General features: G+C 49.4%; 25 protein-coding genes, 1 tRNA gene and 1 riboswitch. Of the genes, 12 read left to right on the forward strand and 14 right to left on the reverse strand.

Annotated features, from left to right (window positions below; all coding sequences use genetic code 11):
• Nucleotides 1-804 (forward strand): phosphate ABC transporter ATP-binding protein PstB, encoded by an 804-nt coding sequence (gene pstB / locus ACEPSU_RS03720; protein WP_395322860.1) that lies wholly within the window; start codon nt 1-3, stop codon nt 802-804.
• A gap of 74 nt (nt 805-878) precedes the next feature.
• Here pstB and ACEPSU_RS03725 read toward each other — a convergent pair whose 3' ends face one another.
• The 5 genes from ACEPSU_RS03725 to ACEPSU_RS03745 form a co-directional block, all read right to left on the reverse strand.
• Nucleotides 879-1949 carry an ABC transporter substrate-binding protein gene (locus ACEPSU_RS03725; protein ID WP_395361601.1) on the reverse strand — a complete coding sequence of 357 codons (1071 nt, stop codon included), beginning with the start codon at nt 1947-1949 and terminating at the stop codon, nt 879-881.
• Nucleotides 1946-2749: an ABC transporter permease gene (locus tag ACEPSU_RS03730; RefSeq protein ID WP_125700408.1), complete on the reverse strand. Its 804-nt coding sequence runs from the start codon at nt 2747-2749 to the stop codon at nt 1946-1948. The genes ACEPSU_RS03725 and ACEPSU_RS03730 overlap by 4 nt, the downstream gene beginning before the upstream one ends.
• A complete protein-coding gene (locus ACEPSU_RS03735; protein WP_395322862.1) occupies nt 2746-3570 on the reverse strand; it encodes an ABC transporter permease in 825 nt (274 codons plus the stop codon). Before ACEPSU_RS03735 ends, ACEPSU_RS03730 begins: the two co-directional genes overlap by 4 nt.
• The gene (locus ACEPSU_RS03740; protein WP_395322863.1) at nt 3548-4660 is read right to left on the reverse strand and encodes an ABC transporter ATP-binding protein; all 1113 of its coding nucleotides are present in this window, start codon (nt 4658-4660) and stop codon (nt 3548-3550) included. Before ACEPSU_RS03740 ends, ACEPSU_RS03735 begins: the two co-directional genes overlap by 23 nt.
• A gap of 198 nt (nt 4661-4858) precedes the next feature.
• A complete protein-coding gene (locus ACEPSU_RS03745; protein WP_395322864.1) occupies nt 4859-5605 on the reverse strand; it encodes an alpha/beta hydrolase in 747 nt (248 codons plus the stop codon).
• Between the two features lie 138 nt (nt 5606-5743).
• Here ACEPSU_RS03745 and ACEPSU_RS03750 point away from each other — a divergent pair, with 138 nt between their 5' ends.
• Nucleotides 5744-5971 (forward strand): hypothetical protein, encoded by a 228-nt coding sequence (locus ACEPSU_RS03750; RefSeq protein WP_395322865.1) that lies wholly within the window; start codon nt 5744-5746, stop codon nt 5969-5971.
• Nucleotides 5972-6006: 35 nt separating this feature from the next.
• On the forward strand, nt 6007-6336 hold the full coding sequence (locus ACEPSU_RS03755) for an ASCH domain-containing protein (RefSeq protein WP_395322866.1): 330 nt from the start codon (nt 6007-6009) through the stop codon (nt 6334-6336).
• Between the two features lie 471 nt (nt 6337-6807).
• Here ACEPSU_RS03755 and ACEPSU_RS03760 read toward each other — a convergent pair whose 3' ends face one another.
• Complete coding sequence (locus ACEPSU_RS03760) at nt 6808-7290, reverse strand: GNAT family N-acetyltransferase (RefSeq protein WP_395322867.1); 483 nt, start codon at nt 7288-7290, stop codon at nt 6808-6810.
• Nucleotides 7291-7435: 145 nt separating this feature from the next.
• Between ACEPSU_RS03760 and ACEPSU_RS03765 the strand changes: the two genes are divergently transcribed.
• Complete coding sequence (locus ACEPSU_RS03765; RefSeq protein WP_395323551.1) at nt 7436-8320, forward strand: LysR family transcriptional regulator; 885 nt, start codon at nt 7436-7438, stop codon at nt 8318-8320.
• A gap of 112 nt (nt 8321-8432) precedes the next feature.
• Nucleotides 8433-8591: a hypothetical protein gene (locus ACEPSU_RS03770; RefSeq protein WP_395361603.1), complete on the forward strand. Its 159-nt coding sequence runs from the start codon at nt 8433-8435 to the stop codon at nt 8589-8591.
• Nucleotides 8592-8703: 112 nt separating this feature from the next.
• Here the strand turns inward: ACEPSU_RS03770 and ACEPSU_RS03775 are convergent, their stop codons facing one another.
• A complete protein-coding gene (locus tag ACEPSU_RS03775; RefSeq protein ID WP_395322870.1) occupies nt 8704-9540 on the reverse strand; it encodes an alpha/beta fold hydrolase in 837 nt (278 codons plus the stop codon).
• Nucleotides 9541-9679: 139 nt separating this feature from the next.
• Nucleotides 9680-10099, reverse strand: coding sequence for an IS200/IS605 family transposase (tnpA, locus tag ACEPSU_RS03780; protein WP_395322871.1), 420 nt, complete (start codon nt 10097-10099; stop codon nt 9680-9682).
• A gap of 95 nt (nt 10100-10194) precedes the next feature.
• Here tnpA and ACEPSU_RS03785 point away from each other — a divergent pair, with 95 nt between their 5' ends.
• Entirely contained in the window at nt 10195-11448 is a 1254-nt protein-coding gene (locus ACEPSU_RS03785; protein ID WP_395322872.1) for an RNA-guided endonuclease InsQ/TnpB family protein, read from the forward strand.
• Between the two features lie 211 nt (nt 11449-11659).
• Here ACEPSU_RS03785 and ACEPSU_RS03790 read toward each other — a convergent pair whose 3' ends face one another.
• The 5 genes from ACEPSU_RS03790 to ACEPSU_RS03810 form a co-directional block, all read right to left on the reverse strand.
• Nucleotides 11660-12472, reverse strand: a complete 813-nt coding sequence (locus ACEPSU_RS03790) for a hypothetical protein (RefSeq protein ID WP_395323553.1) — start codon at nt 12470-12472, stop codon at nt 11660-11662.
• 222 nt (nt 12473-12694) lie between these two features.
• Nucleotides 12695-12767, reverse strand: a tRNA-Ala gene (locus ACEPSU_RS03795).
• An 84-nt stretch (nt 12768-12851) separates the two neighbouring features.
• Nucleotides 12852-14075 (reverse strand): ABC transporter permease, encoded by a 1224-nt coding sequence (locus tag ACEPSU_RS03800; protein ID WP_395322874.1) that lies wholly within the window; start codon nt 14073-14075, stop codon nt 12852-12854.
• Nucleotides 14068-14964 (reverse strand): ABC transporter ATP-binding protein, encoded by an 897-nt coding sequence (locus tag ACEPSU_RS03805; protein WP_395322875.1) that lies wholly within the window; start codon nt 14962-14964, stop codon nt 14068-14070. The genes ACEPSU_RS03800 and ACEPSU_RS03805 overlap by 8 nt, the downstream gene beginning before the upstream one ends.
• A gap of 558 nt (nt 14965-15522) precedes the next feature.
• Nucleotides 15523-16839, reverse strand: a complete 1317-nt coding sequence (locus ACEPSU_RS03810; protein ID WP_395323132.1) for a nucleobase:cation symporter-2 family protein — start codon at nt 16837-16839, stop codon at nt 15523-15525.
• Nucleotides 16840-17024: 185 nt separating this feature from the next.
• A riboswitch (purine riboswitch) is annotated at nt 17025-17123 on the reverse strand.
• A 294-nt stretch (nt 17124-17417) separates the two neighbouring features.
• Between ACEPSU_RS03810 and ACEPSU_RS03815 the strand changes: the two genes are divergently transcribed.
• From ACEPSU_RS03815 to ACEPSU_RS03835, 5 genes are all read left to right on the forward strand, one after another.
• Complete coding sequence (locus ACEPSU_RS03815; RefSeq protein ID WP_027825997.1) at nt 17418-18401, forward strand: asparaginase; 984 nt, start codon at nt 17418-17420, stop codon at nt 18399-18401.
• A gap of 125 nt (nt 18402-18526) precedes the next feature.
• Nucleotides 18527-19693 (forward strand): hypothetical protein, encoded by a 1167-nt coding sequence (locus ACEPSU_RS03820; RefSeq protein WP_395322876.1) that lies wholly within the window; start codon nt 18527-18529, stop codon nt 19691-19693.
• Nucleotides 19694-19705: 12 nt separating this feature from the next.
• Nucleotides 19706-20035 carry a hypothetical protein gene (locus ACEPSU_RS03825; protein ID WP_395322877.1) on the forward strand — a complete coding sequence of 110 codons (330 nt, stop codon included), beginning with the start codon at nt 19706-19708 and terminating at the stop codon, nt 20033-20035.
• 11 nt (nt 20036-20046) lie between these two features.
• Complete coding sequence (locus ACEPSU_RS03830; protein WP_020089800.1) at nt 20047-20301, forward strand: zinc-ribbon domain-containing protein; 255 nt, start codon at nt 20047-20049, stop codon at nt 20299-20301.
• Between the two features lie 4 nt (nt 20302-20305).
• Entirely contained in the window at nt 20306-20818 is a 513-nt protein-coding gene (locus tag ACEPSU_RS03835; protein WP_020089801.1) for an O-acetyl-ADP-ribose deacetylase, read from the forward strand.
• Between the two features lie 104 nt (nt 20819-20922).
• On the opposite strand, the gene ACEPSU_RS03840 is transcribed toward ACEPSU_RS03835, so the two are convergent.
• The gene (locus tag ACEPSU_RS03840) at nt 20923-21117 is read right to left on the reverse strand and encodes an LBP_cg2779 family protein (RefSeq protein WP_020089802.1); all 195 of its coding nucleotides are present in this window, start codon (nt 21115-21117) and stop codon (nt 20923-20925) included.
• Nucleotides 21118-21380: 263 nt separating this feature from the next.
• Between ACEPSU_RS03840 and ACEPSU_RS03845 the strand changes: the two genes are divergently transcribed.
• Nucleotides 21381-21551 carry a hypothetical protein gene (locus tag ACEPSU_RS03845; protein WP_020089803.1) on the forward strand — a complete coding sequence of 57 codons (171 nt, stop codon included), beginning with the start codon at nt 21381-21383 and terminating at the stop codon, nt 21549-21551.
• The last annotated feature ends 912 nt before the right edge of the window (nt 21552-22463 follow it).

A 22463-nucleotide genomic window follows, 5' to 3' on the forward strand; every position in this document is an offset into this window, starting at 1 on the left:
ATGTTAAAACAATATTCATTTGAAGAAACAGCGGTACAAACGTTTGACGATAAGACATCGTTAGCGATGCGGACCGAAGATATGCAAGTCTTCTATGGCAGTAACCATGCCATGTTTGACGCGAACTTGGCTTTTCCCAAGAATCAGATTACGGCGCTAATCGGTGCCTCTGGTTCTGGAAAGTCAACGTATCTGCGTTCACTGAACCGGATGAACGATGGCATCGCCACGGTGACCGGTAAAATCTGGTACCACGGCGTGAACATTAATGAGCCGGGCGTGAACATCTATGAAATTCGCCGGCACATTGGGATGGTCTTTCAACGGCCGAATCCCTTTGCCAAGTCGATTCGGGAGAATATCGTCTACGCGTTGCGGGCCAACGGCATCAAGAAAAAAGCCGAGCTCGAGGAACGCATCGAACAGAGCCTGAAAGGGGCCGCCCTGTGGGATGAAGTCAAGGATAGCCTCGATAAGAGTGCCTTGTCTCTATCCGGTGGTCAGCAACAACGGTTGTGCATTGCCCGATCAATTGCCATGGCGCCAGACGTTCTCCTATTGGATGAACCTTGTAGCGCCTTGGACCCCATTTCAACGGTTAAGGTTGAAGAAACCTTGTTGGAATTACAAAAGAAGTATTCGATTATCATCGTGACGCATAACATGCAACAGGCGTCGCGAATCAGTAGTCAGTGTGCCTTCTTCCACTTGGGCCATATCATGGAATATGCGCCAACTGGAACGATGTTTAGCAATCCCCAAATCCCTGTCACGCAAGATTATATTGCCGGTAGTTTTGGCTAGATACCGACACGACAAAGCCCCGCAACGGAGAAACGTTGCGGGGCTTTGCTAACTAATTTGTTGTGAGTCATTAACTAGTGGTGCATCTTGAATTCAAGGTAGAGGTCGTTGTAGAGCTGGACCTTCGTTGGTGAAAGGTCGCGGTAGACCTCTAAGTGACGCAAGGTCGTAGCATCGGGATAGAATTGTTGATCATCGCGAGTGGCTTTGGGCAGTAGCGTCTTAGCTGTCCGGTTGGGCGTAGCGTAGCCGACGTATTCCGCGTTCTGTGCAGCGTTATCCGGTCGCGACATGAAGTTCAGAAAGGCATAGATGGCATTGGTGTGCTGTGCCGTCTTAGGAATGACGAGGTTGTCGATCCACAAGTTACTGCCTTCGCTGGGCACGACGTAGTGGAGATGGTCGTTGTTTGCCAACATTTCTGCGGCTTCCCCCGACCAATCCACGGCGAGTGGCGCTTCGTTTTGGGTCATGTACATCTTGATCTCATCGGCAACCGTCGCCTTGACGTTCGGTGCCAAGCGATTGAGCTTCTGTTCCGCCGCTCGCAGTGTTGTCGGATCGGTGGTATTCATGGACTTTCCCTGTGAGGCGAGGGCCATCCCCATGATGTCACGAGCCGAGTCAATCAACATGATACGATCGCGATACTTGGTGGACCACAGGTCGTTCCAGTGACGGATGCTACCGGGTTTGATAAATTTATCGTTGTAGATGATGCCTAACGTTCCCCAGAAATACGGCAACGAGTAGCGATTGCCCCGGTCAAACGTCTGATTCAGAAATTGTGAATCGTAGTTCTGCAAGCCGGTCAGGCGACTTTTATCGAGTGGCTGGAGCAAGTGGGCGCGTTTCATCTTCGCCACCATGTACTCACTAGGAACCGCTAAATCGTAGTGGGTGCCGCCCTGGTTAATCTTGGTATACATGGCCTCGTTGCTATCGAAGGTTTCGACATTGACGTGGTAGCCGGTCTCCTTTTGAAATTTCGTCAGGAGGTGCGGGTCGATGTAGTCGCCCCAGTTGTAAAGGTTCAGCACCTTACTACCCGTGCTACCATTGGAGGCCTGAAGTTGGTAGCCGGTGTAGGCGAGTAGCCCACAGACCGCCAGCAGGCCCACAATCAAACTCACTAAACGCTTCATGAGGTCACCTCCCGTTTCCGGTGGCGGCGCTTCTGACTCGCCTGCTGAATCCAGTAGTAGCCGGCAACCAGTAGCAGTGAGAACAGGAACATGACGCCGGACAGCGCATTGATTTCCAGGTTAATCCCTTGACGTGCCCGCGAGTAAATTTCCACGGACAGCGTTGAGAAGCCGTTACCGGTAACGAAGAAGGTCACGGCAAAGTCGTCCAGCGAGTAGGTCAGGGCCATGAAGAAACCCGCGAAGATGCCAGGTGAGATGAAGGGAATAATCACCTGCGTCAGGAGCTGCCGAGTGGTCGCTCCCAGGTCTTGTGCGGCGTCCAGTAGGGAACGCGACATTTCGCGAAGCCGGGGCAGCACCATCAACACGACGATGGGAATCTCAAATGCAATGTGACTCATGAGGACCGTTCCGAATCCCAGTGGAATCTTCAGCATTGTGAAGAAAATCAGGAAGCTCGCGCCGATAATTACATCTGGAGAGACCATCAGGACGTTGTTCAGCGTGAGGAGCGATTCGCGGGTCACCCGTTTGGTTGTGCGCGTAATACTCAGCGCACCCAGGGTACCAATCAAGGTTGCAATCAGCGATGACAGCAAGGCAATCAACAGGGTGTTGGCTACGATTGCCAGCATCCGCGCGTCACTGAACAGCGTTTGATAGTGGCGCCATGTGAAGCCGTGGTAGTTGGTCATGGTCTCACCCTGGCTAAAGGAGTACGCAATCAGAAAGATAATAGGCGCATAAAGGATGATAAAGACCAGAATCAGGTAGGTATTTGCCAATTTATGTTTCATCGTGGCGTCCCTCCCTTCGTCTTCTGGTCGCCAGTCAGGAGCATGACGACGATCATCGCCACAATCAAGACGACCCCAATCGTTGAGCCCATGCCCCAGTTCATCGTGGTCAGGAAGTGTTCTTCGATTGCTGTCCCCAGTGTGATGACTTTGTTACCGCCAATCAGACGGGTCAACATGAAGAGGGAGAGCGAAGGGATGAAGACAGCCTGCACCCCGGCCTTGACGCCGGGAAGTGTCAGTGGAAAGATGACGTGGCGAAAGGTCTGCCAGGTACTGGCTCCCAGATCCTTACTGGCATTGACGAACGCCGGATTCAGGTCATCGAGAGCGTTGTAGATCGGTAGAATCATGAAGGGAATCTGGATGTAAGTCGCCACGAAGATGAAGCTGGCGTTGGTAAAGAGAATCTGCTGCGGGCCGATGCCAATGAACGTGAGAAATTGGTTGGCGAGGCCGGCCTGACTGAAGATGCCGATGAACGCGTAGGCCTTCAGGAGAATGTTAATCCAGGTGGGCAGAATCACTAGCAGTAACCAGAATTGGCGGTGCTTGAGCTGATGAATAAAATAGGCCGTGGGGTAGCTGATCAGTCCGGTGAATAATGTGATTAAGAAGGCATACCAGACGGAGTTCAGCGTCATTTTTAAGTAGGTTGCGGACCGGAAATAAGTGCTGTAATTGGTTAGTGTGAAATGCTGGCCTAGGTCAAAGAAGGATTGATAAATAATAAGCGCGACCGGAGCAATCACGAATAGTGCCAGCCAGAGGCCATAGGGGATGAAGTACCCCCAAGTTCTACGTTTCGTCAACGCCATCATCCTCCAATTCTTCATAGGTCTCGAGGCGTGCGTCGAACTCGGCTTCCTTCTCGCCAAACCGCATGACGTGGAGATCCTGTGGGCGGAAGGTGATGCCGATAGTCTCGCCGTCCTCGGCGGGATTGACGGAGTGAATGAGCCAGTCATTACCGTGGGTGTCGGTCGCCGCGATTTCGTAGTAGTCGCCACGGAATAGTTGGGTGTCAATGGTCACGGTCAACTTGGCTTGATCCAATGTGGTCAGAGTGAGATCTTCGGGACGAATCACGACCTCAACCGGTTCGTTGTCGGGAATCCCGGCGTCGGCGCATTCGAACTGGTGCCCGCCAAAGGCAACCTGGAAGTCTTCGATCATTTTAGCGGGGAGAATGTTGCTCTCCCCAATGAAGTCGGCCACGAAATGGTTGATCGGTTCATCGTAGATATCGACGGGCGAGCCACTTTGCAGGACCTCACCCTGATTCATGACGAAGATCTCATCACTCATGGCGAGGGCTTCCTCTTGATCGTGGGTGACGAAGAGGAAGGTAATGCCCAGGCGTTGTTGGAGGTCGCGCAGTTCATATTGCATTTGCCGCCGCAGTTTAGCGTCCAGAGCGGACAACGGTTCGTCGAGCAACAGAACTTTAGGCGCCATGACGATGGCGCGGGCAATGGCGATTCGTTGCTGTTGGCCACCGGAAAGTTCACTGATGGCCCGGTCGCCATAACCGGCAAGCTGAACAAGCTTGAGGGCCTTAGCGACGCGTTCGGCGATTTCAGCCTTGGCGACCTTTTTAAGGGTGAGACCAAAGGCAACGTTTTCCGCCACGGTCAAGTGGGGGAAGAGCGCGTAATCTTGGAAAACCGTGTTGACGTTGCGTTTGTTGGCGGGGACTTCGTTGATCCGTTGCCCGGCGAAGAGGACATCGCCTTCGGACACGGACATGAAGCCGGCAATTGCCCGCAGAATCGTGGTTTTGCCGCAGCCCGATGGTCCCAGCAGAGTATAAAATTTGCCGGACTCGAGTGTCAGATTAATATTTTTTAAAATGGTGTGGTTCCCGTAACGTTTGGTGACATTGCGCAAGGTAATAATGGGTTGCGTCATCAGGCTACCTCCTCTATCTGTTGAGTTTTTGGGATTGAAATATGGTGTAACCTAAATGATTATAGCGGGTTTTACGCGAAAAGGGAACGAAAAAAGATGATGGTTGCCCACGATAATTAGGGGAGGTAATCAACGAACGGACTGTTGGCCCTGTGAGACAAAAAAACACGCCCAGTCATTGGCTGAACGCGTCGATTATTAATCAGAAATAAAGTCAGTGGCGAGTTGCAACACCGTTGCCCGTGCAGCACCGTCTAAACGGTGACTGGCATCGGGGATGAGATGGAAGGTGCTGTTCTGGTAGACATCGTCGTAGCGTTGCGAAGCTTGGTTGGCAACAATCTGGTCGGCGTCCCCGTGAATCAAGCAGACGGGACCGGTAAAGTTCTGAGCGATCTCGTAGATGGGGAGCAGTTGCGCTGTGCGCAGGTAAAAGCCCCCCAACACCTTGCCGTTATCCATAGGGAGTTGTGCAGGAATATGGTGGGGGTCATAGTCGAGGCCGCGGGTGTGCCCAGCAATGGCATCGTCCTTGAGTGTTGCGGCGGGCGCCATGAGCACTAGTTTATGAATTAGATCCGGATAGTAGCCGGCTAACATGCTGGCCACCACACCACCTTGGGAATGACCTAACAGGTCAATCTGTTTCGGGGCAAGCCGCGTTTGAACGGCGGTTAGGACAGCCTGTGCATCGGCAATCTCATTGGCCACGGTCATGTCGGCAAAGTTGCCATCGCTGTGACCATGACCATTAAAGTCGAAGCGCACGGTGCCGACACCCATTGCTCGTAGCCGTTGTGCGAGTTGGGGCAGTAGTTCCGTTGGGGTATAGCCACGATTACCGGTAAAGCCGTGCATGAGAATGGCAACTGTCCCATTTGGTTCAGGTGCCGGCTCATAAATTCCCGCTAAGGTTAAACCATCACGCGTCACATTAAATTCCATCTTGAAGACCTCCATTTTTCATCGTGCTTACCTCTCTAGGATAGTCGGAAATTGGTAACTTTGCTAAACTTTTTGAAAAAGATTGGTGGGCGGCGTAGAGTAGATAGCGGAGTAGCGACAATTAGGAGGAGATTCAACGTGCGTAGATGGTTTTATGGGGGAGCATTTGTTTCATGGATTGTAGCAACGGGGGCTTTTATTCAAGCTGATTGGCATCATCACTTGCTAAGCTTAGTGCCAATCATCGCTTACAACCGGCCTCAGGGCATATTCGGGTGGTCGTTGGTGTTGGCGGTTGTGCTGACGGGACTCAGTATTTCGGCATATAAGCAGCATCAATATTTGTTGAGACAGCAGCGTAAATAGATCCTTACCCCAAGCACTGGAAAGAAGAGACAAATTTGAAGATGGGCCTTAATTCAGACCAATTTGAGTTGGTCTTCGTGGGAACAAAAACAATTGAGATTCGACTAAATGATGAAAAACGGCGGCGGTTGCACGTGGGGGATTCAATTTGTTTCTACAATGTAGCGGATGAAACGCAGCAACTCGTTCGGCGCGTGAAAAGTGTACGCCAGTTTAGGACTTTTGCTAATCTTTACAGTCAGTATTCCCCGGAGAGCGTGGGTAGCGCACCGGAGGATGACGTCGCCCAAATGGTAGCGGACACGTATACCATTTATACGCCGGATCAAGAAAAGCAATGGGGTGTCGTAGCAATTGGTATTTGAGATAATGCGTCGAAAGAGTTTTAGGTTACAAGTCGGATAAATATCTATTGCGACAGATTGGACAAATAAGTTTTGGACGGATTCTTGGCGATGGCTGAGGATTCTTTTTTATAACGGTCGTAAAGTCGAAAAAAATTCAGAAATCACTAGCGATTTCTGAATCTAGGATTAGGCAATATTTAATAATCTAATTATCCCCATATGGTGAGGAACATTCGGCCTATTTTTCAGATTTATCTTGGCCTGCAGTAGCTCGTTTCCAGTTACGGAAGCCTAAAGTGAGCCCAATTAAGGAAATAACTAATGCAGTAATCGAGATAATTACGGTGATGATCGAGACGAGGTGGCCCATGAGATAACCTGCTTTCTAGTTGTGTTTCTAATATTAGCTTTTTAAGATTCTATTTTTTGTTCAGAACTAGTCTCATGGTAGCACAGGTGAGGGGAGCATTGAAGTCTTTCGGTGGGTTGCTACAGGTCGCGGACAAAAAAGAGTGAATTGCGGTCTGGATAATCATAGGTTAGTGGCACGGCTGCTCGCGTAATTTCCGTAAACCCATTCTTACGATAGAAGTGGTGAGCACGGTGGCAGGCAGCGGGCGTATCCAATAGAATGTGTTGTAGCCGTTTCTGCGTTGCGGTAGCGATTAGGGTGGCAAATAGGCTGTGTGAAACACCGGCTGCCGTGCCGCGGTAGTCTTGATGGACGAAGAACTTTTTGAGAATACCATATTGGCTGTCCTCGACCATCAGGCCAATCGTGCCGACAACCATGTCCTGGTCGTTGATGGCTAGCCAGAAGCCACCATTATCGCTTAAATAGTGGGTGGTGATGTCGGCCATATCCGGCTGCTCTTCTAAGGAAAGGTTGACCTTGTTATCATAGTTTTGCAGGTAGAGAATGAGTGCAATCACCTGATTGCGATATTCAGGGGTATAGCTTGCGATTTTCAAGATGGGACTTCCTCTCTAAGATGCGAAATTGACTTTCGCAATGTTATTATTTATACTAATGCAACATGATTGTTCAGTCTAATTGAAATATTAAAATTAACTATTCAATAATATCGATATATGGCCAGAGAAGGGAAGCACCGAAATGGATATTAAAAACCTAAAGACACTGCGCGCCATTGCGGAGACCGGCAGCTTTCAGGCGGCCGCGAACCAGTTGAATTACGCGCAGTCGACCGTGACCTTTCAGGTTCAGCAGTTGGAGCAGGAGTTATCGCTACAACTGTTTGAAAAGGTGGGGCGGAAGATGGTGTTCACGACGGCCGGCAAGAATCTCCTGCCCGCGGTTGACCGGATTCTAGGGACGGTTACGGAAATGCAGAATTACGGTAAGGCAGATGCCGAGATCACTGGGAATTTAAGAATTGCCATCCCAGACACACTGTTGACTTATCGGATGCAGCCGATTTTAAAGGCGTTTCACGCCCAAGTTCCCGCCGTTCAATTATCTTTACGAATGGCGAATTGTTTTGCGATTCCGCAGCTAGTGGCCAATGGTACCGTTGATTTAGGCGTTCATTACGATGTCGGCGGGTATGGAAATAGCCTGGCGGTGACCCGGTTGCGTGACTTTCCACTGGTTCTAGTCGCGAGTGCCCAGCTGGACTCACGGACCGTCGATTTGCGTCAGGCACATCAACGCTTAACATGTGCGTTGATTACCGATGATCGAGAAAGTATTTACCACAAGAAATTTATGAAGGCAATCGCTGCTCGAGACATTGTGTTCAGTAATTTCTTGGAAATTGGGAGCGTTGAGGCCGTTAAACGGAGTGTGATCAGCAATCTGGGAATCGCTTACCTGCCCAAGTTTGTGGTTCAACCCGAATTGGATGCCGGCCAATTACAGGTTTTGCCCACAGAATTTGACGGTCAGACGCTCACGGCAGTTTACATTCAGCGAAAAAGCCAGCAGGAGTCACGGATGCTGACGACCTTCATCAAGACATTGGCCACGTCATTTGTCTAGAGTATTGTTCGACTAAACTTACTATCGAAATCCTATAGACGTCTGTCCGAGTGGCAGGGTGCTACAATGCTAGCAATCAGGGAGCAGAAACCCACCATTAGGGGATGAAATGATGACATGGCAATCTATCACAAAACACACTAAGTCTTGGCATTTCTGGTTAGGCGTTGGCATCGTGGTGTTGGGGATGATTAGTATTTATCTGTGTCGAGGGCAGATTGGTCAAATTTCTAGTGAGGTCTTCAAGGGCTATTTAGCCGGTAGTCGTTAATTCGTGAAAAATTATAATGATAAAAATAAAACGGCACTCTCTGAGTGGCTTCCGCCATTTCAGAGAGTGCCGTTCTGTCTATTAAAGAATCCAGTTTGCCTTTAAAGTGTGACTAGCTCAAAAATTTATTGACTTGCTTGACGAAGTCGTCGGCGAATTGGAAGACACCCGCGTGACCAGCGTCTGGGTAAATGATGAGTTGACTGTTGGTGAAGGCTTCATCAAGGGCATAGCTGTTCGGCTTGGTTGGAACCATGATATCGTGATCACCGTTCGCAACTAAGACGGGAATATCCAGTTTGGAAAAATCAATCGGCTTCTCTGAGCCCCATTGGTTGATGGCCTTCAGTTGGGTACGGTAGGCCGACCAGCCGATTGAATGATCACGGTCGGTCTGCCGAGATTTGATCCGCTTTAGGAATTGTGCGGCTTGACGCTTACCATTGGGGGTCCGGGTGAAGAAAAGGTAGGCTTTGATGTCGGTGAAGGTGACCAGTGCCTTGGCCAAGGACCGGTCAGAAATGCGTGTCACATCGCGAATCCCTTGACCACCACGGGGGCCCGTCCCGGTTAAAATGGCCCGTCTGATCAACGCCGGTTCCTGATTGATGACTTCTTGGGCAACGAAGCCACCCATGGAGAACCCAAACAAATCGATTTTCCCAAGGTCGAGGGCGTGAATGAATTCGCGAATTTCCTGGGCCATGCCTTGAATAGTTGTCGCTGCCTTACCGCCGGAACCACCGACGCCTTGGTAATCGGGTAGAATCAGTCGGTGTTCTTGGGCGATACCGTCGATAACGCTAGGATCCCAGTTATCGAGGTTACCGGAAAGGTGAATCAGGCCGATTACTGGTACGGCAGAGGGCGCACCAATCACGCGGTAGGCGAAGGTTTTGTTCTCTGGAGTGACAATGGTTTTGGTGGGGACATTAATGTATGGGGTCATGTGATTATTCCTTTCCAGCAAAGTGAATGAGGGACTTTGCCCTGGGCATTAGCGATCATTTAGGGGGCAACTTGTCTAGGCAGTTTTTTAATATAAGCTAGGCAGAATTCCCTTGCTTTCAAGCAAGGGATGAGTGCCACTATGCCTTTCGCTGACTGGCAATGTAGTTTTCTACAGTTTCCTTGCTCATATCACCAAGAGTACTCATGAAATAACTTGGAGACCAGAGATGTCCGCCCCAGAACTTCTGAACCTTTATTTCTGGGTGTAATTCAAAGAATAAACGAGCCGAACCGCCCTTGAAGGCTTTGACGACATTGGTTGGTGCATACTTGGGCTTAAAGCTTAGTAGTAAATGGATATGGTCTGGCATTACTTCCATTTGCTCAATGTTCACTTCGTTCAGTCGGGCTATTTTCGTTAGAATGTCGGCCATTTCAGCGACTAACTTGGGCGTTGTAAATGCTTCATGCCGGTATTTAGTGACCCAGATCAAGTGAAAATGAAAGTTGTAAACATAACCTCGTTCGTGAATTATTCCGCCAACATCTTTTCTCATATGAGTACTCCATAAATATTATTATAAGACGTTCTGTTATGGATACAGTATACTCATATGGTATGCTTCTATCAAGCAAGAGGAGGTGGCAACTTATGGCGAAGACAATGGCACAACTACCTTATCATTATGGCGTTAAGGTTAGGGCCTTTCCTTCAACCGAACAGAAACGGTTGATTAAGCGTAACAGTGACGCTAGTCGATTTATTTATAATCAGATGAACGGTATGAACAATGACTTGTTCTGGTTAAAGCAAGTGAAGATTCCTATTACACTTGTCTTGGATCGCATCGCTGATTTGACTGAACGTCTAAAGAAGCCATCAACTGCTATCTCCAATATTCACGGGTGGTTAAATCATTCGGACTTTGATAGCTTGATGAAAGCTAATGCTATCAAAAATTACAAGACTGCCTGGAAGCTATTTCGCCAGGCTCATCAAGCAGGGACGCCTAAATTTCATAAGCGTGGCTATACTCAGACGTATCAAACGTCATGTTTGTACGGTGCCAAAGTGACAGTACCAACCATGCGTAATGGTAGTGTAAGACTAAATGATACCCACCACCTACAACTACCCAAGCTGGGGCATCTCCGTTTCAAGGGGCTGCCATCGAAGATTTTGGACCGAGCCGATGATATTAGAATCGGGACCACGACAATTTCGATGGATGCTGTCGGCCATTACTTTGTGTCCATACAGCTTGGGTCAGAACACCCCTTCGTTTCTAAACAATCAGCCGTTGAATCTAAAGTTGGCATCGATTTGAACCTTGATAACTTTCTGACGGACTCCAATGGACAAGTGACTGCTAATCCACGTTATTACCGGATGATTAAAGGAAAGCTGGCTAAAGCCCAGCGGAAACTGTCACGGCGGGCCAGACGAGCTAAAAAGAGTCAACGGCGCTTATCAGAATCAAGGAATTATCAAAAGCAACGGATACTGGTGGCTAAGTTCCAGCTTAAAGTCGCTAATCAACGCAAAAACTTCCTGCACCACGTCTCTACGGCCTTAATCAAAAACCACGATTTAGTCGTAGCTGAAGAACTGCGGAGTAAAAATATGTTGCGGAACCATGCTTTGGCAATGAGCATCTCGGACGTTGGTTGGCGGACGCTGTTGGCTATGCTGTCCTACAAAGCTGATTTGTACGGCTGTAAGTTTTTGACTGTCAATCCCCGAAATACAACGCAAACTTGTAGCCGTTGTGGGTATATCATGACCGGTAAAAACAAGTTGACGTTGGCTGATCGCAAGTGGACGTGTCCTAGTTGTGGGGTATTCCATGTCCGTGATCATAACGCGGCAAAAAATATATTAGCTAAGGGTTTAGCAACCCTATAAGAAATGAGTCCGTCTGGCAACCTGCGGACCTAAAAGGCTTTGGTAATTAGTGGATAAGTCCTATTCGTAGGCTAGCGCTGTATCTAAGCAAATTGTGGTCACCATGCCGTGGGGTGTGGTTCTCACAAGCGTCCGTTTTTTAAACGGGCGTGGTTGACGTTAATGGCTCAAAAAAGACTACCCAGTTATGAGTAGTCTTTTTGAGTGGCAACTAGTCGAAGTACATCATGCCTTCAAAGTAGGGCTTAGCATTAACGGTATAGTTCGTCCAACTACCCCGAGTTTCTTCGGCAAAATTTTTACCGTCGTGTGTTTTGAGATTGGTAATTTTAATCTGATATTTGTGGGTACTCAGTTTCTTGCCGGGAATCCCCTTAATACGCTTGTTATATTGCACAGTAGTTGTGTTGCCTTTGACGGTTGTCTTAATCATCTTAGCTGACGCAGTAGGCTTGTAGTTCTCCATGGCGTTTCCACCATCAATCACCATTTCGCCCTGAGCATCATCCTTAACCAGTGCTGATTTACTGTAATATTGAATATAGTTATCCAGCGTAAGGTAGAATGCGGAACTATTACCATAGTTAAACTTGCTGTCTTCTTTGAACCCATTACCTGCTCGTAGCACAGTTCCACGGAGTGGTGCTTTTAGCTTGACGTTTTTAAAATTTGCCTTAGTGAGCGGAATAGTTGCTGTGTCTGAGAATCTAAGCATGCTCAGTCGGTTATAATTGACAGGTCCAGAGGTGAAAGAGACCTTAATGGGGCCTTTACCAGTCGGCTGGTAGATACCAGCAACCCGTAATAGGGCGCCCTTTTTCTTGAGCAGTGGCTTATAAGTGTTACCATGCTTTTGATAGAGACCAACGTACATAGCCTTCTTAGTCCGCACATACCCCGACTGTCCCAAGTCTAAATACTTACTTGATGCGTGTGCTGTGGTCGTCCCCGTAGCAAGGCCAATCCCTGCGGCTAACCCCAATATCATGAGAACAGTGGCGCCTCTACCCGTTAACTTAATCATGTAACTACCCCCTAATATATGTATGGTACACAATTAGTGTAACGCGAATATGTAAAAAGTAAAAACATATTCTGAGTAAAAATACTTAGGAAGAAAATAGAATATAATCGATAATATTAGAGCTGCGTGGAAACTTTAAAGTACCTGAAATAAAAATAACTGACTGGTAGCCATTGAGCTAACGGTCAGTTATTTTTATTTGCTCCTTTAAAAACTACACGATGGACCTTATCGGGCTTGAACCGACGACCTCCTACATGCGAAGCAGGCGCTCTCCCAACTGAGCTAAAGGCCCAAAACTTACCCATTAAGTATAGCACGTTGGCTAAAAATGTTAATGGGCAATGTGATTATTGGAGAAGTGAGCGACTAGCGTAGATTAGCTCTGGTGACGCCAGCCGTGTAACAGGTGTTGCCAGAAACTACGGTTGTCCGTTTGTAGCATCAGTCGTTGGTATTGACTGCCGATGTACCCGGCAAATAGGGCGATAGCAGCTAGTAACACGACCAGTGAAATCGCCTGTTCCCAACCGTTGACTGTGCCGTTGATGATCCGCATCGGCATGAAGTATGACGAGAAGAATGGCACGTACGAGAGGATCTTGACCAAGAGGGCGTCCATGTTATTTTGGAACGGGAAGGTCGCGAAGAAGCCAAACATTCCAAGCATGACGACCGGTTGGGCCGCCTTAGAAGCGTCCTCGGCCTTGGCCACGACCGCACCACTGTATGCCGCGAGAATCGTGTAGATGATCACACCCAAGAACAGGTAGACCAGATTGATACTCAACAGGTTGTGGAGAACGGTGTCAATCAAGCTTTGGTACTGCGTAATCAGCGGCTTTAGGGAAGCGCTGTTCATGGCGAATTGAAATGCTGCCCAGCCACCTAAGAGGTAGATGATAATTTGGGTGAGGATGACCAGCAGGATCCCAGCGATTTTTCCCACGAAGTAACTGGTGGCCGTGGTACTTGAGAAGATGATCTCCATAATCTTAGTGCCCTTATCGGAAGCAATCTCCTGCGCGGCAATCGTGGAGTAGGTAATCAGGATGATGTAGATCATCGTCACCAGAATCCAGAAGGAGATAGTTTTAGCTAAATTAGCGGTACCGGCTTTTTTCTCGATGTGTTGCTGAAGAACCGGTGTCCGAGCCAATAAGCGTTGCTGTTTAGTCGTTAATTTAGCCTGCTGGTAATTGTGGGCCTGTTGATAGCGACTCAGAAAGTTCTGCGTTTGGGCCTTGAGTGCGTTGCTCATTTGGCTACTGCCATGGTAGTCGGCGCGAATCTGTTGCCGACTATCGCTGAGTAGCAGGTAGCCTGCCAGATGATTCTTGCCCATCGCAGACTTGGCCGCGCTGACCGTGGTGATCTTGGTATTGAGGCCACTATCCTGTTGCTTGATGTAGTCACGACGCAGGGGTTGCGACGTGCTGATGACGGCGACTTGCTTGCTACTGGAAGCGCTGTTGGCACTCAGATAGCTGATCCCAATCGTCAGGCCAATCATCAGGAAGGGTCCGAGCACCATGAACAGGAAGCTCCAGGACTTGATTTGACGAAGGTAGGTTTCAAAGGTGACGACCCAGGTCTTACGCATGGTCTTCACCTACTTTCATCCGGAAAATCTCATCGAGGGTCGGTGGCTGCTGACTGAATTCTTCGATGTAGTGACCCTGAGTAAGCTCTGCAAAAATGTCGGGGCCCACGGCTGGATCGGTCAAATGCAGAAGGTATTGTCCCGGTTGCCGCGTTTCCACGTTAGCAACCCCGGGCAGTGTGGCGAGCCGCGTCGCCGACCAATCCGTCGTGACGTAGAGCTCAGTCTTACCGAATTGGGAACGGACTTCGTTGAGCGTCCCGTTTAGCACCATTTCGCCCTTTCTTAACATGACTAAGTGGTCGCACAGGGCCGAAACATTTTCCATGTCATGGCTAGAAAAGATAATGGCGGCGCCGTCATCACGCGCGTTTAATATCGCTTGTTTCAGTAAGTCGGCGTTAACGGGGTCGAGACCACTGAAGGGTTCGTCTAAGATTAACAGCTTGGGATGGTGGATCAGGGTACAGATCAACTGGACCTTTTGCTGATTCCCTTTGGACAGATCATTGATTCGGCTCTTGCGGGTGCCTTTAACGGCAAAACGGCCCAGCCAATCATCGATGCGTGGCCGGATATCCTTGGCCGACTTATTCTTGAGTCGCGCGAGGTAAACAATCTGCTGTTCAATGGTCAACTTCGTCATTAGGCTCCGCTCCTCGGGCAGATAGCCAATCGTATCGAAGTCGTCGGGCGACAGGGGATGACCCTGCCAGGTGATGGTGCCATCGTATTTAATGAAATTTAGGATACTGTGAAAAGTCGTGGACTTGCCCGCACCGTTCTGGCCGATCAATCCTAAGATCTGGCCATTGGGTACGTCAAAGCTCACGTCGGTTAGGGCTTTCACGGTGTCGAATTGCTTGCTGATGTGTTGAATGCTTAGCATGCACAGTTCTCCTCTTCAAAGTTAATACTCACATTATACGCGAACCCCCGCCTGCAAGCCAAAATGTATGCTTGCATTACTACGCCTTACCGGGCCGGTGAAAATGGGCCGTGGCGCTGAGGGCGGACGCCTAAAGCCGAGGAGCGGTCTCCGGGCTTGCTTTGAACCTCTGGAAGACGAGTTTCAAAGGCACCAATTCTCTAAGCGGCATAGCCCGTCACTAAGAGAATTCCCACGGCTGAGCTTATTTGCGCCACCCTCACGGCTCACATGGATGTAAGTATCCAATTGAATTGCTGACTTAGAGTGGAGATGGGTAGCACATTTTGGGAACAATCTAAGTGGAAATATACAGAATCAAAATTAAATGATTTATGACGGTCAGGATAGGCGTGACGTTTCATAGAAGTAGAAAATCGTTTGCTTAGCCGTAGGCGGAAGGTTTCTGCTACATAACTTACAGTCAATCCTAACCGTCATAAATTGCGGACAAAAATAGCCGGCAATCAGGGCAAAGGGGCCCGGTTACTGGCTACAGTGACAGACAACGTGAAACGGTTAGTGATGATTCTGCGGTTGGACAGTTGTGTTGACCTGTGCTTGGGCTGGTGCTACTGCCCGTTGTGGCCGCATGTTGAACACAATATTTAAGGTGATCGCGGAGAAACTGCCGATGACGACCCCGTTGTTCATGATGATCTGAAGTGACTGAGGCATGGCTTGGAAAATCTGGGGATAGACGGTGACGCCTAAGCCCAAACCGATGGAGATGGCGGAGACCAATAGATTGTTGTTGTCCTTAAAGTCAACCTGTTGCAGCATCCGGATACCTTGCACACCAACCATCCCGAACATAACGATCATTGCACCGCCGAGGACGGCGTTGGGGATGACCGTGGCGAGGGCCCCAATCTTAGGCAGCAAGCCCAGCAACATGAGAAACAATGCTGAGAAGTAAAGTGGCTTACGGGTCTTGACGCCAGATAGTTGCACGACTCCCACGTTTTCGGAGAAAGTCGAGTAGGGAAAGGTGTTGAAGAGGCCGCCGAGAATCACGGCGATGCCTTCAGCGCGGTAGCCACGTTTTAAATCCTTTTCGCCAATCTTACGACCGGTGATTTCGCCGAGAGCGAAGAAGACTCCCGTTGATTCAACCATCGTGGTCAGCGACACCAGAATCATCGTCAGAATAGAAGACCATTCGAACTTGGGCGTGCCAAAGTAGAAGAACTGCGGCAGGTGGAACCAGCTGGCTTGACCCACGGCCTTTAGAGAAACCATGCCCATAGCGGCGGCAATGACTGTGCCAATCAGGATACCGGCTAGAATAGCCAGCGATTTAAGAAATCCCTTGGCAAAGACATTGAGCCCTAAGATGATCCCCATCGTCAGAAAGCCGATCAGCAGCATCTTGGGATCACCAAAGTTCTTTGCCGTGGCGTCCCCACCACCGAGATCTTGGAAGCCGACGGGGATTAGCGTAAACCCAATGATGGTGATGAGTGAGCCAGTCACAACGGGTGGGAAGAAGTTCTTGATCTTTGAAAACCACCCAGCGCTAAGGAAGACAAAGATCCCGGCACTGATGATGGCGCCATACATGACGCCCACGCCGTATTGATTACCGATGGCGCTCAGTGGTGTCACGGCTTGGACCGCACAGCCGAGAACGACGGGCAGGCCGATTCCAGTCAACGGTGTCCGTTTGAGCTGTAGGAGGGTTGCAACCCCACACATGAAGATATCCGCACTGATTAAGTAGGCCATTTGCATGGCGTTAAAATGAAGCGCGCCCCCGATCAGTAAGGGAACGATGACGTCACCAGAGTACATAGCTAATAAATGCTGAAAACCGAGAATGGCCGCGCGCCACATGGGTAAGGCGGATCCTTTTTCTGATGACGAGACTGGTGTTGCGGACTTAGTGGACTGCAAGAAAAGTTCCTCCTTCTCGTGATGTCCATACGCCGCCAAGGGTGATGAAAACAAAAAAGCTCCCTTTGCAAAAAGGGGGCTTCTTAAAAACTCTACCGACGAACTCTTTTCATCGGCAAAAAGAGTTTCGTCCTCAATTTGCTTATAGTCCAGAGTTTACGGCTCTGGGTAGAAACTCGCCAACCTTATCTTGGCATTATATAGGCAATCACTTTATTTTTTTAATGGAATGTTGATAACTTTACCACGTGAAAATGAAAAAAACAACACCCGGTAGACTTTTCTAATGCCGATGCCATAGTTTCTTGAAAAGCCCGCTAAACCAAGTGAATAGCGGTCCCCAGTCTGCGACACCACCGGAATTGCTGTACTTTTTGGGGTGGACGACCACACCAGGGCGGTAGGGTTTAGCGCTTTCATCTTTTTTCGGCATATTTCCACACATCCTCTCCTAATTCTAACTAAATTCTACAGCAAATAAGGTACAATGTGGGAAAGAAAATCTTTTGAGAAAGAAGTTGACGGTTGTGAAGAAAATTTTAGCCATCCATACGGGCGGAACAATCTCGATGTCCCAGAACGAAAAGGGGGAGGTCGTGCCCAACGCTCAGAACCCAATTGCCCAGCAAGAAACGATTATGGAAGGGCGCGTTGAGCTGATTACCGACGAACTCTTCAATTTACCGTCACCGCACGTGACACCGGTTGAAATGCTGAAGATCAAAGAACGTATTAATCAGGGAGAAAAGGAAGGTATCGACGGCGTGGTCATCACCCACGGAACCGATACGCTAGAAGAAACAGCGTATTTCCTCGACCTGACCCTGCCCAGCACCATTCCCGTAGTCGTGACGGGGGCCATGCGCTCCTCTAACGAAGTTGGGTCCGATGGCTTGTATAACTTTCAGACGGCCATTGAAGTGGCCGCAGACGATGCCTCACGGGGCAATGGGGTCATGGTCGTGATGAACGATGAGATTCATACGGCGCGGTACGTGACCAAGACCCATACCACCAACGTTGCCACTTTCCGTACGCCGACGTTTGGTCCCATTGGTCTGGTTGCCAAGGGACAGCCAATCTACTTCCAACAGCTGATTCGAGAAGCAACCTGCGACATCGACCACGTGGTGGATCACGTCTACTTGCTCAAGGCCTACGCGGGGATGGACGCCAGTTTATTTGATGCCCTGAACAGTGACCAGACAGCCGGTATTGTCATCGAAGGCTTAGGTGCTGGGAATTTACCGCCAGTTACCTTACCAGCCATTCAACGCCTCTTAGATCGGCATATCCCGTTAGTCTTAGTCTCACGGTGTTATAATGGCGTTGCCGAGGACATTTACGACTATCAGGGTGGTGGTATCGAGCTACGCAAGATGGGCTTGATGTTATGCCAAGGCTTGAACGGCCAAAAGGCTCGGATCAAGCTGCTAGTTGGCCTCAGCGCTGGCTTACAGGGTGACCGTCTCGCGGAGTATCTGAGCACGGCCGTATCTTAAACGAAAATTAGCGGCGGCTCACGAGCTATTTTCAGTCAGATATGATAAGATTTTCAGAACAGTAGAAATAAGCTCGGGGTGCGTTTTAGCGGCCGAGTTAAGCTTCAAATAAAAAGGGGGTCGTCATGTTGAATTCGATTATGAATGATTTAAACCGGGCGTTGGCTCAGCATATATTGGTTAACGTGTATCAAACCAACCAAGAGGTCGTGTACACCGGCTACGTGACGACGGTCAGCGATTCCGGCATTATTCTCGCCACGTTTGATGATTTTGGCTTGCCGGATGGTGCCGTGTTCCTAGCGGTCGATGTCATCGATGAAGTTGAGTTTTCAAGCGATGACTTGGATAACATGGCTTTTCGGATTCAAACAGCTCAAGAAGAGCAGTTTATCCAAGCCGGTGGTCTAACCATGGACTTTGACAGTCAGCGCGACTTGCGCCGGCAGGTGTTGAGTCACGCGTGGGTCGATCATCTGGTCGTCATGTTAGTCGTCAAGGGTGACGATCACTTCTACGAGGGCTTAGTGACCAGCGTGGCAGCGGATCAAGTGACCATCCAACTTTTGAATAAATTTGATTATACGGATCAGCCGGTCTTTACGCTGAATCCAGCTGAACTTGAAGTTATCGAGTTTCAAGGTAAAGAATTGACGCTGCAAGGGATTGCGGCACCCCATCTGCGGAAGTTATCGCACGTGGCGCCTAAGGAAGTGACCGATGCCAAGGCCATTCCAGAAACACTGCAGAAACTGGCGGGACAAGAGTCACTGGTTGCGCTGGTACCAGCACACGACAAGGAGCTTTTCTTTGTTGGGCGGATCAACGTGGTCACGGAAAATGCTGTGGTCATGAACTTGATCGATATGACTGGGCAATTTGGTGGGTACACCGTGATGCGGCTGACTGAGCTACATGCAGTTGTCATCGAATCCGATTATCTGCAAACGATGCGGCTGTTCTCGCTCTTGAATCAAGCGCGGCAGCATCAGATTCAGCCGGTCTTAAACGACGAGCGGCTGTTCGATCCGACCGTTGACCAGTTCAGCGCGCGGTTGACCCAAGCGGCAGCCTTTCGAACGATTATCCGCTTGAAGATGCACGACACTACTGGTCTGTTGGGGTACCCAAGTCAGGTCGGTGGTGAGCGGTTCATCTTCCATGAAGTTGAGGATAATCAGCTGGATCAGGTGGGCAAGGTTTATCGCATCAGTGATGTTGACGAAATCGCCTTTGGGTATTTGGACGCCTATCTGGTAGAGCGTCAACTACGTGTGGAAGGCGACCTGTAAGGAGTTGTAACCATGAAAGCCAAGAAGATGCCGCGCTGGCTCCGCGATACTTTGTCGGTGGTCGGTGCCATGTCGGTGCTGTTAATCGCTTATAATCTAGTCGTTGCCAAGCATCCTGACTGGGGAATTGTGCCAGTGCAGATTGTTTTGGCCCTGATCGCAGTTGGAGCGTGGAGCTTCTTGAGCTATCATAGTCGTGCTAAACGTCAACTGGCCGCTAAGCAGGCGGCAGAAGCGGCACAACGACGTGCTGAGGAGCAACGTCAAGCGGCGGCTCGTGAGGCTAATAACGCGGTGGTTCGCCGCCAGCGTAATCAGCAGCACCGGCAACAACCCAAGTAGGAGGCAGAGCGATGGCTGAAGACTTAAAATTTTGTCCCCACTGTGGTGCCGCAGTGACGGCCACTGACGATGAGTGTCCGCGCTGTCATACGGATCTGCGGCCGTTTCGGTCCGCGCCCAAGGCTCCAGCGAACAGTCAGAAGTTAAACTTATCAGCGTTGTATGCCAACCCGTATCGAGAAGGCATGAAACGGTTAAAGGCACGTGATCAGACGAGTCAGGCACCCGCAAAGAAGCGGTGGCATTGGCCGTGGTCAAAGGAGTGATCAGATGGCAGAGTTTACGGTAATTCATGGCGATATTACGGAGAGTCACGTGGACGCTATCGTCAATGCGGCGAATACCACGCTGTTGGGTGGCGGTGGCGTTGATGGAGCGATCCATCGTGCAGCCGGTCCAGAGCTCTTCCAGGCGTGTGTGCCGTTCAACGGTTGTCCAACGGGGGAGGCGCGAATTACCCCGGGGTTTAAACTCCCTGCAACGTGGGTGATTCATACGCCGGGACCGGTCTGGCACGGTGGCGACCAGCACGAGGCAGAGTTGCTAGCGGCTTGTTACCGCAACAGTCTCGCCTTGGCTGGACAACACGATTGTCAGACGGTCGATTTCCCCTCGATCAGCACGGGAGTTTACGGCTATCCACTAGAAGAAGCGGCGGCTGTTGCGACCCAAACGATTGCGACCGTGTTGGCGCATACGACGAGTGTCCAAACGGTGCGCCTGGTCGCGTTCGACGATCATACGGCGGCGGCTTATCGTACGGCCTGGGATCAAATTCAATAAAATGATAAAAAGCGCTCCAAACCAACCAAAGTTGATTTGGAGCACTTGTTTTGATTACGTGACAATGTAATTTGTAAATCGGGCTGATTAAGTCAGCGACTCAGTTAATTTGGCTTCGTGGCGATTAAGCTTTTCAGAGAACTTTGCTCGTCACTCGTCGGTGTGAGTTCCCCCGACTTGATTGCGTGGTACTTTTCGACTGAAATTCGAGAGCCAAAGGCCATTTCGCCATCAGTTTTATCGTATTTCTTTTGGTAGGCGATGATTGCTTCAGCAAGATCATTTAATTCTTGACTCATTAATATCCCTCCAAATGATAATCCAAATTACTGCTTACGTTTATTATACTAAAGTTTTGCAAAAGCGGTGAAATAACCCTCGATATCTGCAAGTTTTTTTGTATTCTACTTGATGAATAGACCAAAATTGCGTAAACTTATATCCAATATAACAATTATCGTTGATTAGACTGCTAATTGTTAACGTAATTTGGTCAACCTGTCATGGTTTTGTGATATTGCTGGCTTAAGCTAAGCGGTGAGAAAGACCATGAGGTGACAGGATGAATCTGAAACATGTAATTTCGAGTTTGACCACGGCAGTTGTGTTGTTGGCCATTGTTAGTGTCTTCTCCTGGTTTACCATGGGGAAACGCACCGTGACCCACGTTGGCACGCAACCCGCAACGGTTAATGTCACGCGGACGCATGCTTCACAGATGCGCGTTAAATAAATTGCGGAGAGATACTCCGCCACCGGGGCCGGGCAACCGGCTGTACCATCTTAAATATCGGTAATCATATTGATTACATGACTACAGTCTCTTGTAGTTTATCAAGCGGGGAAACAGGCTAACTTCGGTTAGTCTGTTTCTTTTTGTTCTGAAACAAACTGAGCTGAGACGGTCGTCTTCGGTGGTCAGCAACTCCACCTGCTGTGGGGACCGGCCAAAGCCTGAGAAGCGGTCTTTGACCTCGACTTGAAGCCTCGTATAGATCGACGAGTCTTCAAGTACGTCCCGTGATCTAGGCTGATTCAGCCTAGATCACTTTCACGGCCGGTTACGTTGCTGACCACCTTCGACTAGGACGGTTCTTTGCCGTCAGTTGTGAGTCAAAACAGATAATTATGGTTATATCCGAGAATTAGCCCATTCTCCGTAAGTAAATAATTGCCAGGTTATGGTTATATGTAGAGACGGTCAGCCAGAGCCCAAGAGCGGTCTCTGACCTTGCTTTGAACCGCTGAGAAGCGCGTTTCAAAGACACCAAAGTTCTAAGCGGCAGGCCCGCCACTAAGAGCTTTCCCACGGCTGGGCTGATTTACGCTGCCCTCACGGCTCGCATGGATTTAGCATTCCCTTTTTAGTTTGTACATGTCTCTCTGCAACTTCACTGTGTTGGAGGGGCATTCAAAATCAAAAAAAGTCCGCCACCACGGACGGACTAAGAGCATCTTTAATTATATTTTACTAGCATGGAATGAAAGCCAGTCGATGCTTCCTTCAGGTAGATTGTATGATTGAATGCAATACTTAGCCGGAGGAGGTCAGAGATGAAGCCAGCCGTGACAACGGTGTTAGTTCGGGCGATTGGATCTTCCCGGACTTACACCGTGGGACGTGTTTGGAAACTCGCATGAACCT

The sequence above is a fragment of the Levilactobacillus parabrevis genome (assembly GCF_044051715.1).
Taxonomy (GTDB): Bacteria; Bacillota; Bacilli; order Lactobacillales; family Lactobacillaceae; genus Levilactobacillus; species Levilactobacillus parabrevis.